Below are 13,180 nucleotides of genomic sequence, written 5' to 3'. Positions count from 1 at the left end.
GTAGCGTCGGCCACATGTTCGAAAGCGTGTTCGATGTCGACCCCGGGGCGGGTGAGGCGGAACTGCGCGCGCATGTTGAACAGTTGGAGCGCGTGAAGTCGGCGGCCGCCGCGGCACAGGCGCGGGCGACGGCCGCCTGGGCCGCCCGACGGCGGGCCGCCGAAGCGGCCGCGGGGGTACCGGAGAAGAAGCGGGGCCGGGGACTGACCACGGAGATCGCCCTGGCGCGCCGCGACGCCCCGGTGTGCGGCGGCACCCATCTCGGGTTGGCCCGGGCACTGGTTCACGAGATGCCGCACACGCTTGCCGCACTGGAGTGTGGGGCGCTATCCGAGTGGCGGGCCACGCTGATCGTGCGGGAATCGGCGTGCCTGAGCGTCGAGGACCGCCGCCGGCTCGACGCCGAACTCTGTGGAGATGTCTCGGCACTCGACGGCTGGGGAAACGCCCGCATCGAGGCCGAGGCCAAGAAGATCGCCGCACGGCTGGATGCCGCGGCGGTGGTGGACCGGTCGGCGAAGGCCGCCGCGGATCGGACCGTGACCATCCGCCCGGCCCCGGACTGCATGGCCTACGTGACCGCGCTGCTGCCGGTCGCCCAAGGGGTGGGCGTGTACGCCGCCCTGAAACGCAAGGCGGACACCACTTTCGACGAGAGATCTCGCAACCAGGTCATGGCCGACACGCTGGTCGAACGTGTGACCGGGCGGCCGGCCGAACAGCCGGTGCCGGTGTCGCTGAACCTCGTGCTGGCCGACACCACGCTGATCGGCGACGACGACGAGCCGGGCTGGTGTGAGGGTTACGGTCCGGTCCCTGCCGCGGTGGTGCGGGCGTTGGTCAGCGACGCCGTCGCCGACGAGAAGGCCAAGGCGACGCTGCGCCGCCTCTACCGGCACCCGAACAGCGGACAGTTGGTGGCGATGGAGTCGAAGGCCCGTACCTTCCCGAAGGGGTTGGCGGCCTTCATCGACATCCGTGACCGAACCTGTCGAACGCCCTTCTGCAACGCACCGATTCGTCATCACGACCACGCCGAACCACATCACCGCGGTGGGCCGACCAGCGCGCGGAACGGTCTTGGCGAATGCGAGGCGTGCAATTACGCCAAGGAGGCGCCGGGCTGGACCGTCACCGCCGAGGACGACGGCGGAGAGCACCGCGCCGAATTCCGGACACCGACCGGTGCGACCTACCGGTCGACCGCACCGCCGCTGCCCGGTCCGCCGGTATACCGCAGGAGCATCGTCGAGGGCGGGCTCAGCATCGACATCGTCACGTTCGCCGCTGCGTGACGTACCAGTCCAGCAGCGCTGGATCGTCGACCGCGGTGGGCTCCACGACGCGCGCCGGGTCACCACCCTGAAGCAGTTTCTTGATCGGCACCTCGAGCTTCTTGCCGGTGCGGGTGTGCGGGATGCCGGGCGCGAGCAGGACGTCGTCGGGCACGTGCCGCGGTGACACCTCGGTGCGGATGGTCTTACAGATCCGGTCTTTGAGGTCGTCGGTGAGTTCGGCGTCGTCGGTCAGCGTGACGAACAGCGGCATCCAGTAACCGCCGTCGGGTTGCTCGGCGCCGATGACCAGCGCCTCGGCGACCTCGGGCATCCGCTCGACGGCCTGGTAGATGTCGGCGCTGCCCATCCGGATGCCGTGACGGTTGAGTGTCGAGTCCGACCGGCCGTGCACGATGACGCTGCCGTGATCGGTGATCGTGATCCAGTCGCCGTGGCGCCACACGCCGGGATACATCTCGAAATAGGCGTCGCGGTAACGGCTTCCGTCGGGGTCGTTCCAGAATTTGACCGGCATCGACGGCAGCGGTCTGGTGACGACGAGTTCACCGACCTCACCCTTGACCGGGTGGCCGGATTCGTCCCACGCCTCGACCGCGGCGCCGAGGTAGGGCGCCGAGAGCTCACCTGGCCACACGGGGACGGTCCGCACACCGCCGATGAACGCCGACACCACATCGGTGCCGCCGCTGATCGAGGCGACCTGCACATGCTCACCGACGTTGTCGCGCAACCACAGTGCCGATGCCGGTGGCAGTGACGAGCCGGTGATCCCGACGGTCCGCAGCGCCGACAGGTCGTGGTCCCGCCGCGGGACGGAACCCGCCTTGTCGCACGCCAGCACATAACCGGGGCTCGTGCCCAGCACCGTGGCACCCACCCGGGCGGCGATGTCCCACAGCGTGTCGGCGGCCGGATACGTCGGGCTGCCGTCGTAGCAGACGATGGTCGCCCCGACCAACAGGCCGGCCACCTGGAAGTTCCACATCATCCAGCTCGGGCTGGTGAACCAGAAGAAGGTGTCCTCGGCGCCGATGTCGGATTGCAGCGCAACGGCTTTGAGATGTTCGACCAACACTCCGCCGTGGCCGTGCACGATGCCCTTCGGCAACCCGGTGGTGCCCGACGAGTACAGCACCCACAGCGGATGGTCGAAGTCCACGGCGACCGGTTGCAGCGTGCCGCCGCCTGCGGTCGCCGCCGCCCAGTCCAACCAGTCGGCATCGGGTGCGCCCACCCCGATCCGCTCGACCGACACCGCGGCCCGCACCGTCGGGAGCCCGGCGCGCAGTGCGGCGACGTCGGCGGTCTTGTCGTGGGTCTTACCGCCGAAGCGGTATCCGTCGGCGGCGACCAGCACCACCGGTTCGAGCTGTCCGAGCCGGTCCAGCGCGGCCTTGGCGGTGTAGTCCTGCCCGCAGGCGCTCCAGATCGCCCCGATGCCGGCGGTGGCGAGGAAGGCGATGACGGCCTCGGGGACGTTGGGTAGATAGCCGACGACGCGGTCACCCGGGCCCACGCCCAGCGATTGCAGGGTGCGGGCGAACCCCGCGGCAGCGGTGAGCATCTCATCCCACGACACCTCGGTGACCTCACCGCCCTCGGCGAGGTAGAGGATGGCGGGCCGGTCGGTGCGGGCGTGCCTGAGCACCTGGTCGGCGTAGTTCAACCGGGTCCCGGGGAACCAGCGCGCGCCGGGCATCGCGGCGTCGGCGAGCACCTCGGCGGGCGGGTCACCCAGCTCGAAGTACTCCCACAGCGCACCCCAGAACCCGCCGAGGTCGTCGACCGACCACCGCCACAGCGCGTGGTAGTCGGACACGTCGGCACCGGTGCGCTGCTGCACGAAGCGGGCGAAGTCGGTGACCCTGGCCCGTGCGACGTCGTCCTCGGTGGGCGTCCACTGCGGTTCGCTCACCGGGCGCTCCATCCGCCGTCCATGGTGTAGGCCGCGCCCGTCACCATGCCGGACTGCGGTGAGGCCAGCCAGCCCACCAGCGATCCGACCTCGGATGGTTCGACGAGGCGCTTGATGGCGCTCTCCTTGAGCAGTATCTGGGTCACCACGTCATCTTCACCGATGCCGTGCACCTTGGCCTGATCGGCTATCTGTTTCGTGACCAGCGGGGTCCGCACATAGCCGGGGTTGACACAGTTACTGGTGACCTGGTGCGGTCCGCCCTCCAGCGCGGTCACCTTCGACAGCCCCTCGAGCGCGTGTTTGGCGGTGACGTAGCCGACCTTGTACTCCGACGCGCGCAGTCCGTGCACCGACGAGATGTTGATGACCCGGCCGAACTTCTGCGCATACATGTACGGCAGCGCCGCGCGGATGAGCAGGAACGGCGCCTCGACCATCAGCGTCATCAGCATCCGGAAGTTCTCCGGTGCGAAATCGACGATCGGGTCGATGCGTTGCACACCGGCGTTGTTGACCAGGATGTCGGTGTCCAGGGTCAGCCCTTCGAGCGCGGACACGTCGAGCAGGTCCACCACCCATGCGTTGCCGCCGATCTCGTCGGCCAGCGCGCTGGCGGCGGCCTCGTCGCGGTCGGCCACGGTGACGGTGGCGCCACGGGCGGCGAGTTCGCGCGCACACGCCTCACCGATGCCGCCGGCACCGCCGGTCACCACCGCGGTGCGTCCGGCCAGATCGCTCATGCGGCACCGGTTCTCGACGCCGCCACCCGCGCGAGGTCCTCCCGGTCGGCGACGTCGAGGTCGGCCAGGTCGATACCCTTCGTCTCGCGGCTGAACAGCACCGCCACCAGGGTGATGGCGCACGCCACGGCCAGGTACACCGAGATGGGCACCGACGAGTCGTAGACGTCGAGCAGCTTGACCGCGATGATCGGCGCCAGTGAGCCGGCCACGATCGAGGTGACCTGATAGCCCAGCGACACACCGGAATACCGCATCCGGGTCGGGAACATCTCGGCCATCAGCGCGGGCTGCGGGGCGTACATGATCGCGTGGATCACCAGGCCGATGGTCACCGCCGCCGTGACCACGACGTAGTTCGCGCTGTTCATCATCGGGAAGGCGAAGAAGCCCCACGTGGCGCCCAGGACGGCGCCGACCATGTACACCGGACGGCGACCGAACATGTCGGACAACCGGCCGACGACGGGGATCGCGACGAAGTGCACCGCGTGCGCCACCAGCAGGTACCACAGGATGTCGCTGGTGTCGGCGCCCACCTGGACCTTCAGATAGGTGATCGAGAAGGTCACGACCAGGTAGTACATGATGTTCTCGCCGAACCGCAGACCCATCGCGGTGAACACGCCGCGCGGGTAGCGCTTGAGCACCTCGACCACACCGTAGGAGGTGGCCTTGGCGCGCTCGACCTCCTGCTGGGCGGCGACGAAGATCGGCGCGTCGGTGACCTTCGTGCGGATGTAGTAGCCGACGAGCACCACCACCGCGGACAGCCAAAACGCCACGCGCCAGCCCCAGGACAGGAACGCCGACTCGGGCAGCGTCGCGGTCAGCACGAGCAGCACGATGGTCGCGAGCAGGTTGCCGACCGGCACGCCGGCCTGCGGCCAACTCGCCCAGAAGCCGCGCTCGCGGTTGGGGCTGTGCTCGGCGACCAGCAGCACCGCGCCGCCCCATTCACCGCCGACGGCGAAGCCCTGGATGAACCGCAGCGCCACGAGCAGCGCCGGCGCCCAGTACCCGATCTGGCCGAACGTGGGCAGGCAGCCCATCAGGAAGGTGGCGGCGCCGACCAGGATGAGGCTGAACTGCAGCAGCTTCTTGCGGCCGTACTTGTCGCCGAAGTGGCCGAACACCACACCGCCCAGCGGCCGCGCGATGAAGCCGACCGCGTAGGTGACGAAGGCCGCCAGGATGGTGTCGAGGTCGTTCCCGCCCTGGGCGAAGAAGACCTTCGAGAACACGAGCGTGGCGGCGGTGCCGTAGAGGAAGAACTCGTACCACTCGACGACGGTGCCCGCCATCGAGGCGACCACCACGCGTTTGAGTCCGGTCGGGATCGATCCGGGTGGGCTGGTGTCCGGCTGGGACGGGATCGGGGCACTCATCGCTGGCTCCATTCATGACCGGGGACATATCGGTCCCCTGGGTGTGACTGGCCACACATACAGGTGAGTATTCATGCAGGTTCAGCCCCCCGGCAATGGTCAACTTCGCAGCCGCGATCTGCGAAACTGCACACATGACCGCTATGTCGGGCCGTCGCCCCAGCGCGGACGACCTCCTCGTCCTGCTCGCGGTCGGCCGCACGGGCCGGTACACCACCGCCGCGGACGAACTGGGCCTCAACCACACGACGATCTCGCGGCGCATCGCGGCGCTGGAGCAGTCCGTCGGCGGCCGACTGGTGGCGCGGGTGGCAGGCGGTTGGGAACTGACCGACCTCGGCCGCGAAGCGCTGGCCGCCGCGGAGGCCGTCGAATCCGCGGTCCGGTCGCTGACCGTCGACCCGGCCGGGCGGCGCGCTCTGGAAGGGGTGGTGCGGATCTCGGCGACCGACGGGTTCAGCGCCTACATCGTCGCGCCGGCCGCCGCGCGCGTGCAGCGCGACCATCCCGGCGTCGCCGTCGAGATCGTCGCGACCACCCGCCGCGCTTCACAGCAGCGTTCGGGCCTGGACATCGAGGTGGTGGTGGGCGAACCCCAGGTGCACCGCGCCGAGGCGATCCGGCTGGGCGACTACTGCCTCGGCCTGTACGGCGCGCGCGGCTACCTCGCCGAGCACGGGACGCCGGGCGATGTCGACGACCTCGCCCGATATCCGCTGGTGTACTTCATTGACTCGATGCTGCAGGTCGACGACCTCGATTCGGCCACCGGTTTCGCGCCGGCGATGCGGGAGTCGGTGACCTCCACCAACGTCTTCGTGCACGTGGAGGCCACCCGTGCGGCCGCCGGACTGGGATTGCTGCCGTGCTTCATGGCCGACCGGCACGACGACCTGGTCCGGGTACTGCCGCGGACGGTGTCGGTGCGGTTGACCTACTGGCTGGTGACCCGCGCCGAGACGCTGCGCCGACCGGAGGTGGCCGCGGTGGTCGAGGCCATCAGGGACCGGGTGGAGGATCAGCGCGACGTGCTGCTCGGCGCACCCTGAGGGTCAGCTTCCCCCGCCGCCGCAGCCGCCACCTCCGCATCCGCCGCCGTCACCGCCGCCGTCGTCGCCATCAAGGTAGTAGGCACCGGCCGCACCGGCTGCACCGGCCGCCCAGAAACCCCCGTTGTTCCGGGCGCGCGCCCGCCGTCTCGCCCGGAGCACCTCTCTGTCACTCCAGAGATACGAGATGTCCCGCTGGTAGCGCTCATGAGCGGTCAACCGGCCGGCGCGCCGGCGGTGCCATGCGAAGCCGCCTGCGGAGAGCACCGCGACCACCAACACGGCCGATCCGATCAGCACTGCCGCGTCCATGGTTTCAGCCGCCCCCTCCACCGCCGCAGCCACCGCCACCGCCGCAGCCACCGCCGCCTCCGCAGCTCCCGCCGCCGCCGAAGCCGCCGCCCCCGCCGGAACCGCTCGTCCAGCGGTCGCCGTGAGATCCGTCGTCATGGGCCCGCCGGTAACGGCCGACGAAGATCGATGTGATGACCAGACATGCCATCACCGCGAGAATGGACACCACCATGCCCGTGGCGCTCATGGCCAAAGCGTACGCCGATCCGGTGTCGCCGCATACAGTGAAAATGTGCTGCGCCGCAACAGGCATCGGCTTGATCGGGTGAGCGCGGCCGTGGCGGATCTGGAACTGCCTCCGGCCGTGTTCAAGACCTGCCCGTGGCAGCCGCGGGAGCTCGTCGCCACCGGTCTGCGGCAGTGGTTACGGTGCTGCGCCCCGGCGATCTGGGACAGCCAGGTCATCGGAATGCCGTCGCGCGCGGTCGACGAAGCCTGGCACGGCTTCATCCTCTGCACCGCTCGCTACGCCGCATTCTGCGCGGAGGCTTACGGCTGCTTCCTGCATCATCACCCCGATGGTGGCGCACCCACCGGAGTCGCGGCCGCGGTCGACCCCATGGCAGAACAGTTGCGTCGGACGGTCATCGCCTGGTCGCTGGTCGCACAGCCCGGCGAAGAGTGTGTGCTGTGGGATCTCGACACCCGCCTCGGCATCGAGGAGCCGTGGGGTGTCGACACCGTCCGGGTCGAGGCCATCAGACGCCAGATCGCCGGCGCCACAGCGGGTTCGGATCGCCGTCGACGATCACGAACGCCGTGACCGTCACTCGGTCCGCAGATGCGGGTCGAGCATGTCCCACCACGCGCGCGACATCCGGTCGTACTCCCCCTCGCAGGAGTCTGCGCGGTCCTCGGGGACCAGCCCCTCGTCGACGATGAAGGCGTTGCCCCGTGGATCGGCGCCGTAGATCCAGCACTGGAAGTTGTACATCCGCGCCAGGTCGTATTCGTGCACATCCCAGAACGGGAAGTCCTCGGCCGCCCCGCCGTCCTGCTGACTGTTCGCCTCGAACATCCGCGCATAGGCCACGGCGGCCCGCACATCGTCCGGGTCGCTGACTCCGCTGTCGTCGGTTTCCAGCAGCAGCACCGCGGCCAGTTGGTCGGCCACGTCCTCCTCGCGTCCGGTGAACGGCAGGTCATACAGGTCCAGGGTGGCGTGCCCGAGTTCGTGATAGAACGTCGCCCGCTCCGCGCCGATCGCCGCGGCGAGGGGGTCCGGGTCTCCGGCTTGCTCGAAGGTGGTCAAGCTCAGATCCGCGTCCTCGTAACAGATCGTGACGGTCCGGTCGTCGGAATTCCAGAACGCGTTCGCCTCGTCGCACTGGGCACCGACCAGGCGGACGTCCTCCGGGAGGACGAAGGAATCGTTGACGTCGGCCGCCAGCGTGTCGAGCAGCCCGCTGTCGGTGAGGATCCGGCGGCCGTTGACCGCCTCCGGCGTGGTGGCGTCCTCGTAGACGACGGTCATCCGACCGGGTGTCTCGACCGCGGCCGCGCCGGGCTCCGCCGCCGAATCCGTGGGTGAGGGGTCCGATCCTGTTGGCCCCTGGCGGTTTCCGGAGCACCCCACGGCCACCAGGAGTGCGCACATCGCGACTGACAGCCGCATGACGGTGTTCGGCACAACCGTCAATATGTCACGGATTACAGCCAGGTGTCGGGAGTTGTGGCGGTGAGGAACGCCTCGAGGTCGTCACGCCAGTGCGCCGGCGAGTTCTTGTCGGGTTCGATGCCGGTGTACTCGCCGCGATAGAACAGCAGCGGCCGCGGTTTCTTCTTCGGCACGTCCGACAGCGAGTGCACGGCGCCGAACACCACCAGGTGGTCACCGCCGTCGTGCACCGAATGAACCGTGCAGTCGATGTGGGCGAGCGTGCCGTCGATGATCGGCGAGCCCAGCTTCGACAACGTCCAGTCGATGCCGGCGAACTTGTCCGGTTCACGTGACCCGAACCGAGCGGAGACGTCTTTCTGCTTCTCGTGCAACACGTTCACGCAGAACCGGCCGCTGGCCTCGATCGCCTTCCACGAGCGCGACACCTTCGTCGGGCAGAACAGCACCAGTGGCGGTTCGAGGGACAGCGCGGCGAACGACTGGCAGGCGAATCCGACGGGTGCGCCGTCGTGCACGGTGGTGATCACGGTGATGCCGGTGCAGAACTGGCCGAGCACATTGCGGAAGGTGCGCGGGTCGATCGTCGTCTCGGTCACGGCGGGTCCGCGGTTACTTGAAGCCGACGCTGAAGTCGTGGCCCCACAGGCTGACCGCGGTGCTCTCCCGGGCGATCCAGTTCTCGTCGGTGACTTCGAGCCCCTCACAACCGAATTCGACGTCGAAGCCGCCGGGTGTCTTCATGTAGAACGACAGCATCTTGTCGTTCACGTGACGGCCGAGGGTCGCCGACATCGGCACCTTGCGGCGCAGCGCCCGGTCCAGGCACAACCCGACGTCGTCGCTGTTCTCCACCTCGATCATCAGGTGGACGATGCCGCTCGGAGTCTCCCCCGGCATGAACGCCAGACTGTGGTGGCGGGGGTTGACACCGAAGAACCGCAGCCAGGCCGGTGCACCGTCGGCGGGGCGGCCGACCAGCTGCGGGGGCAGCCGCATCGAGTCGCGCAGCTTGAATCCCAGGACGTCGCGGTAGAAGTGGGTCGATTCGGCGTCGTCGCGGGTGGTCAGCACGACGTGCCCGAGACCCTGCTCCTCGGTGACGAACCGGTGCCCGTACGGGCTGACGACCCGGCGGTGTTCGAGCGCGACACCATGGAAGATCTCCAGGGTGTTGCCCGACGGATCCTCGAAGGTGATCATCCCGTCGACGCGGCGGTCGGCGAGTTCGGCGGCCGTCGCCTCCTTGTACGGGGTGCCCTCGATGTCGAGCCGGTTTCGGATCTCCTGCAGGCCCGCGGCATTGGCGGTCTCCCACCCCGACTGCAGCAGCCGGTCGCGCTCGCCCGGCACGATCACCAGGCGGGCGGGGAATTCGTCCATCCGCAGGTAGAGGGCCCCGTCGGTCTGACCCTTACCCTCCACCATGCCGAGCACCTTCAGGCCGTATTCCCGCCACGCGGCGACGTCGGTGCTCTCGATCCGGAGATAGCCCAGTGACCGGATGCTCATCGTGTGCCTCCGAGGAAATCAATGGTGAGCTTGTTGAATTCGTCGAACTTCTCGAGCTGCGCCCAGTGTCCGCACTGGCCGAAGACGTGCAGTTGTACGCGGGGAATCTGCTTGAGCGCGACCAGCGCCCCGTCGAGCGGGTTCACCCGGTCCTCGCGACCCCAGATGAGCAGTACCCGCTGGCGCAGCTTGTACACCTCGCGCCACATCATGCCCAGTTCGAAGTCCGGCCCCGCGAACGACTTACCCATCGCCCTGGTGGCGGCCAGCGACTCCGGCGTACTGGCGATGCGGAACCGCTCCTCGACCAGTTCGGGGGTGATGAGGCTTTGATCCCAGACCATGATGCGCAGGAACTTCTCGATGTTCTCGCGCGTCGGGTCCGCGGCGAACCGGCCCAGCAGCTTGACGCCTTCGGTCGGGTCCGGCGCGAACAGGTTGACGCTCAACCCGCCCGGGCCCATCAGCACCAGCCGGCCCGCACGGTCGGGATTGTCCAGCGCGAACCGCACCGCGGTGCCACCGCCGAGCGAATTGCCCACCAGCGCAGCGCGTTCGATGCCGAGATGGTCGAACAGGTTCAGCAGCGCGGTGGCGCTGTAGCGGTTGTACTGCTCGTGTTCGGTGTGCTTGTCGGAGAGGCCGTATCCGGGCTGGTCGACCGCCAGCACGTGGAAATGCCGCGCCAGCACCTCGATGTTCTTCGAGAAGTTCGACCAACTCGACGCACCGGGCCCACCGCCGTGCAGCAGCACGACGGTCTCGGAGTGGCTGGCCCCCGCCTCGTGGTAGTGCAACCGCATGTCGTCACGGACCTGCGCATAGCGCGACGTGGACTCGAAGGTGATCTCGACCTGCGACTCGGTTTGTTTGATGTAGGAGGTCATCGCGCCGATCAGACCATCGTGTCCTGCGGCGGCAACCCGAAGGCGTCGTTACCGAAGATCAGGTAGGCCCGCTCGGGCTCGTTGGCGGCGTGGACCCGGCCGGCGTGCGCATCGCGCCAGAACCGTTGCACGGGCTGGTCGATGCCGAGTGCCGTGGCACCCGACGCCTCGAACAGCAGGTCGATGGAGGCGATGGCCCGGGCTGTGGCCCTCACCTGGTCGCGGCGCGCCCTCGCGCGCAGCTCGAACGGGATCTCCTTGCCCGCGGCCAGAAGTGCGTACTCCTCGCCGACGTTGCCGATCAGCTGACGCCAGCCGGCGTCGATGTCGCTGGCGGCCTCGGCGATGCGGATCTTGGCGAACGGGTCGTCCTTGGACTTCTCACCGGCGAACGCCGCGCGCACCCGCTTGCCCTGGTGCTCGACGTGGGCGTCGTAGGCGCCGTAGGCCATTCCCATGATCGGCGCGCTGATGGTTGTGGGATGCATTGTGCCCCAGGGCATCTTGTACACCGGGGCGGTGTTGTTCTCGAAACCGCCCGCGGTGCCGTCGTTCATCGCCTTGTAGGACAGAAAGCGATGCCGCGGGACGAAGACGTCCTCGACGACGACGGTGTTGCTGCCGGTGCCCTTGAGCCCGACCACGTTCCAGACGTCGTCGATGCGGTATTCACTGCGCGGGATCAGGAAGCTGCCGAAGTCGACGGGCTTACCGTCCTTGATGACGGGACCACCGAGGAACGCCCAGGTGGCGTGGTCACATCCGGACGACCACTGCCAGGCGCCGCTCACCCGGTAACCGCCTTCGACCACCGTGCCCGCGCCCATCGGCGCGTACGACGACGACACCCGGACCGACGGATCGTCACCCCAGACCTCGTCCTGGGCCTTCTGGTCGAACAGGGCCAGATGCCAGTTGTGCACGCCGATGATCGAGGCGACCCACCCGGTCGACCCGCACGCGCTGCCGAGGCGGCGCACCGCTTCGTAGAACAGCGTCGGATCGCACTGCATACCGCCCCACTGCTGGGGCTGGAGAAGCTTGAAGAAACCGATCTCGTCGAGATCCTTCACCGTCTCGTCGGGCAGGCGGCGCAGATCTTCGGCCTCCTGTGCACGCTCACGCACTGTGGGAAGCAGGTCGTCGATACCGCTGAGGACCGCCTGCGCGTCGCGCTGTTCAATGGACGTCACTGCCTGCCTCCAAGATGCGGGACTGAAACGGGGCTGTAAGAAGATTAGAACACGTTACGATTTGTGTCGAGCAGCGTGACGCTGCAGCGGCTGGACCTGCGAAGGTGCATTTTTGTAACCTGTTCTAGTTCTGCCATCCCGGACCGAACAGAAAGGTGCGCGTCGTGACGGACGAGCCACTCGGTAGCCACGTGCTCGAACTGGAGGTGGCCGACGTCGTCGAGGAGACCGCCGACGCACGATCGCTGGTCTTCAAGGCCGGCGCCGACATCCCCGCCGAACGGCTGCGCTACTCCCCCGGCCAGTTCCTCACGCTGCGCGTGCCCAGCGAGCGGACCGGATCAGTCGCGCGGTGCTATTCGCTGTGCAGTTCACCGTTCACCGACGACCCGATGACCGTGACCGTCAAACGCACCGCCGACGGCTATGCCTCGAACTGGTTGTGCGACAACGCCCATCCCGGCATGAAGATGCACGTGCTGGCGCCGTCGGGCACCTTCGTGCCGACATCGCTCGACACCGACTTCCTGCTGCTGGCCGCGGGCAGCGGCATCACCCCGATGCTCGCCATCCTGAAGTCGGCGCTGGTCGAGGGCGGCGGCAAGGTGGTGCTGGTCTACGCCAATCGGGACGAGGCGAACGTCATCTTCGCCTCGACGCTGCGGGAACTCGGCGAGAAGTACTCCGACCGGCTCACCGTCGTGCACTGGCTGGAATCCGTGCAGGGCCTGCCCACCGCGACCGCGCTCGCCGGTCTGACCGCGCCCTACACCGGCCACGACGCCTACATCTGCGGCCCGGGCCCGTTCATGGCCGCCGCTGAGGAGGCCCTGACCAGCGCCGGCACCCCGGCGGAGAAGATCCACATCGAGGTCTTCAAATCGCTGGAATCCGATCCGTTCGCCGCGGTGGTGATCGAGGAGGACGACAGCGACGAGGGCCCGGCGACCGCCGTGGTGACCCTCGACGGCGAGACCCACGAGGTCCGCTGGCCGCGCAACGCGAAACTCCTCGACGTGCTGCTCGACAAGGGCCTCGACGCGCCGTTCTCCTGCCGGGAGGGCCACTGCGGCGCGTGCGCGGTGCTCAAGAAGAGCGGCGAGGTCGAGATGGAGGTCAACGACGTGCTCGAGCAGTCGGACCTCGACGAGGGCCTGATCCTGGGGTGCCAGGCGCTGCCGCGCTCGGATTCGGTCGAAGTCACCTACGACGAATAGCGAAGG

14 protein-coding genes are annotated in these 13,180 nt (G+C 68.3%); 5 read left to right on the top strand and 9 right to left on the bottom strand.

The window, feature by feature from the left end:
• Nucleotides 1–14: 14 nt before the first annotated feature.
• Nucleotides 15–1,295, top strand: a complete 1,281-nt coding sequence (locus AU195_RS09115) for a 13E12 repeat family protein (RefSeq protein WP_059158708.1) — start codon at nt 15–17, stop codon at nt 1,293–1,295.
• Here AU195_RS09115 and AU195_RS09110 read toward each other — a convergent pair.
• Genes AU195_RS09110 through AU195_RS09100 form a run of 3 tightly spaced genes read right to left on the bottom strand, consistent with a single transcriptional unit; the run spans nt 1,276 to nt 5,344 of the window.
• Nucleotides 1,276–3,213 (bottom strand): acetoacetate--CoA ligase, encoded by a 1,938-nt coding sequence (locus AU195_RS09110; RefSeq protein WP_059158801.1) that lies wholly within the window; start codon nt 3,211–3,213, stop codon nt 1,276–1,278. The genes AU195_RS09115 and AU195_RS09110 overlap by 20 nt on opposite strands.
• Nucleotides 3,210–3,956 (bottom strand): SDR family oxidoreductase, encoded by a 747-nt coding sequence (locus AU195_RS09105; RefSeq protein WP_059158707.1) that lies wholly within the window; start codon nt 3,954–3,956, stop codon nt 3,210–3,212. Before AU195_RS09105 ends, AU195_RS09110 begins: the two co-directional genes overlap by 4 nt.
• On the bottom strand, nt 3,953–5,344 hold the full coding sequence (locus tag AU195_RS09100; RefSeq protein WP_059158706.1) for an MFS transporter: 1,392 nt from the start codon (nt 5,342–5,344) through the stop codon (nt 3,953–3,955). The genes AU195_RS09105 and AU195_RS09100 overlap by 4 nt, the downstream gene beginning before the upstream one ends.
• Nucleotides 5,345–5,439: 95 nt before the next feature.
• On the opposite strand from AU195_RS09100, the gene AU195_RS09095 reads away from it, so the two are divergent.
• The gene (locus AU195_RS09095) at nt 5,440–6,393 is read left to right on the top strand and encodes a LysR family transcriptional regulator (protein ID WP_059158705.1); all 954 of its coding nucleotides are present in this window, start codon (nt 5,440–5,442) and stop codon (nt 6,391–6,393) included.
• Nucleotides 6,394–6,396: 3 nt separating this feature from the next.
• Here the strand turns inward: AU195_RS09095 and AU195_RS26145 are convergent, their stop codons facing one another.
• Nucleotides 6,397–6,843: a hypothetical protein gene (locus AU195_RS26145; RefSeq protein WP_286149163.1), complete on the bottom strand. Its 447-nt coding sequence runs from the start codon at nt 6,841–6,843 to the stop codon at nt 6,397–6,399.
• A 35-nt stretch (nt 6,844–6,878) separates the two neighbouring features.
• On the opposite strand from AU195_RS26145, the gene AU195_RS25925 reads away from it, so the two are divergent.
• Complete coding sequence (locus tag AU195_RS25925; protein WP_172800498.1) at nt 6,879–7,016, top strand: hypothetical protein; 138 nt, start codon at nt 6,879–6,881, stop codon at nt 7,014–7,016.
• Nucleotides 7,013–7,510, top strand: a complete 498-nt coding sequence (locus AU195_RS09080; RefSeq protein WP_286149162.1) for a UCP032817 domain-containing protein — start codon at nt 7,013–7,015, stop codon at nt 7,508–7,510. The genes AU195_RS25925 and AU195_RS09080 overlap by 4 nt, the downstream gene beginning before the upstream one ends.
• 3 nt (nt 7,511–7,513) lie before the next feature.
• Here AU195_RS09080 and AU195_RS09075 read toward each other — a convergent pair whose 3' ends face one another.
• From AU195_RS09075 to hsaA, 5 genes are read right to left on the bottom strand one after another with little or no spacing between them, the layout of a single operon-like run.
• Nucleotides 7,514–8,362, bottom strand: a complete 849-nt coding sequence (locus tag AU195_RS09075; protein ID WP_172800525.1) for a DUF4344 domain-containing metallopeptidase — start codon at nt 8,360–8,362, stop codon at nt 7,514–7,516.
• A 35-nt stretch (nt 8,363–8,397) separates the two neighbouring features.
• On the bottom strand, nt 8,398–8,964 hold the full coding sequence (gene hsaB, locus AU195_RS09070; protein WP_059158702.1) for a 3-hydroxy-9,10-secoandrosta-1,3,5(10)-triene-9,17-dione monooxygenase reductase subunit: 567 nt from the start codon (nt 8,962–8,964) through the stop codon (nt 8,398–8,400).
• A gap of 13 nt (nt 8,965–8,977) precedes the next feature.
• A complete protein-coding gene (gene hsaC / locus AU195_RS09065; RefSeq protein WP_059158701.1) occupies nt 8,978–9,877 on the bottom strand; it encodes an iron-dependent extradiol dioxygenase HsaC in 900 nt (299 codons plus the stop codon).
• Nucleotides 9,874–10,764, bottom strand: coding sequence for a 4,5:9,10-diseco-3-hydroxy-5,9,17-trioxoandrosta-1(10),2-diene-4-oate hydrolase (hsaD, locus tag AU195_RS09060; protein ID WP_059158700.1), 891 nt, complete (start codon nt 10,762–10,764; stop codon nt 9,874–9,876). Before hsaD ends, hsaC begins: the two co-directional genes overlap by 4 nt.
• An 8-nt stretch (nt 10,765–10,772) precedes the next feature.
• Entirely contained in the window at nt 10,773–11,957 is a 1,185-nt protein-coding gene (hsaA, locus tag AU195_RS09055; protein ID WP_059158699.1) for a 3-hydroxy-9,10-secoandrosta-1,3,5(10)-triene-9,17-dione monooxygenase oxygenase subunit, read from the bottom strand.
• Between the two features lie 164 nt (nt 11,958–12,121).
• On the opposite strand from hsaA, the gene AU195_RS09050 reads away from it, so the two are divergent.
• Nucleotides 12,122–13,174 (top strand): ferredoxin--NADP reductase, encoded by a 1,053-nt coding sequence (locus tag AU195_RS09050; RefSeq protein WP_059158798.1) that lies wholly within the window; start codon nt 12,122–12,124, stop codon nt 13,172–13,174.
• The last annotated feature ends 6 nt before the right edge of the window (nt 13,175–13,180 follow it).

Origin of the sequence: Mycobacterium sp. IS-1496 (assembly GCF_001499995.1) — a bacterium.
In the GTDB taxonomy this organism is placed as follows: Bacteria; Actinomycetota; Actinomycetes; order Mycobacteriales; family Mycobacteriaceae; genus Mycobacterium.
The sequence above is the reverse complement of the archived record's forward strand: the minus strand, read 5'-3'. Positions and strand labels throughout refer to the sequence as shown.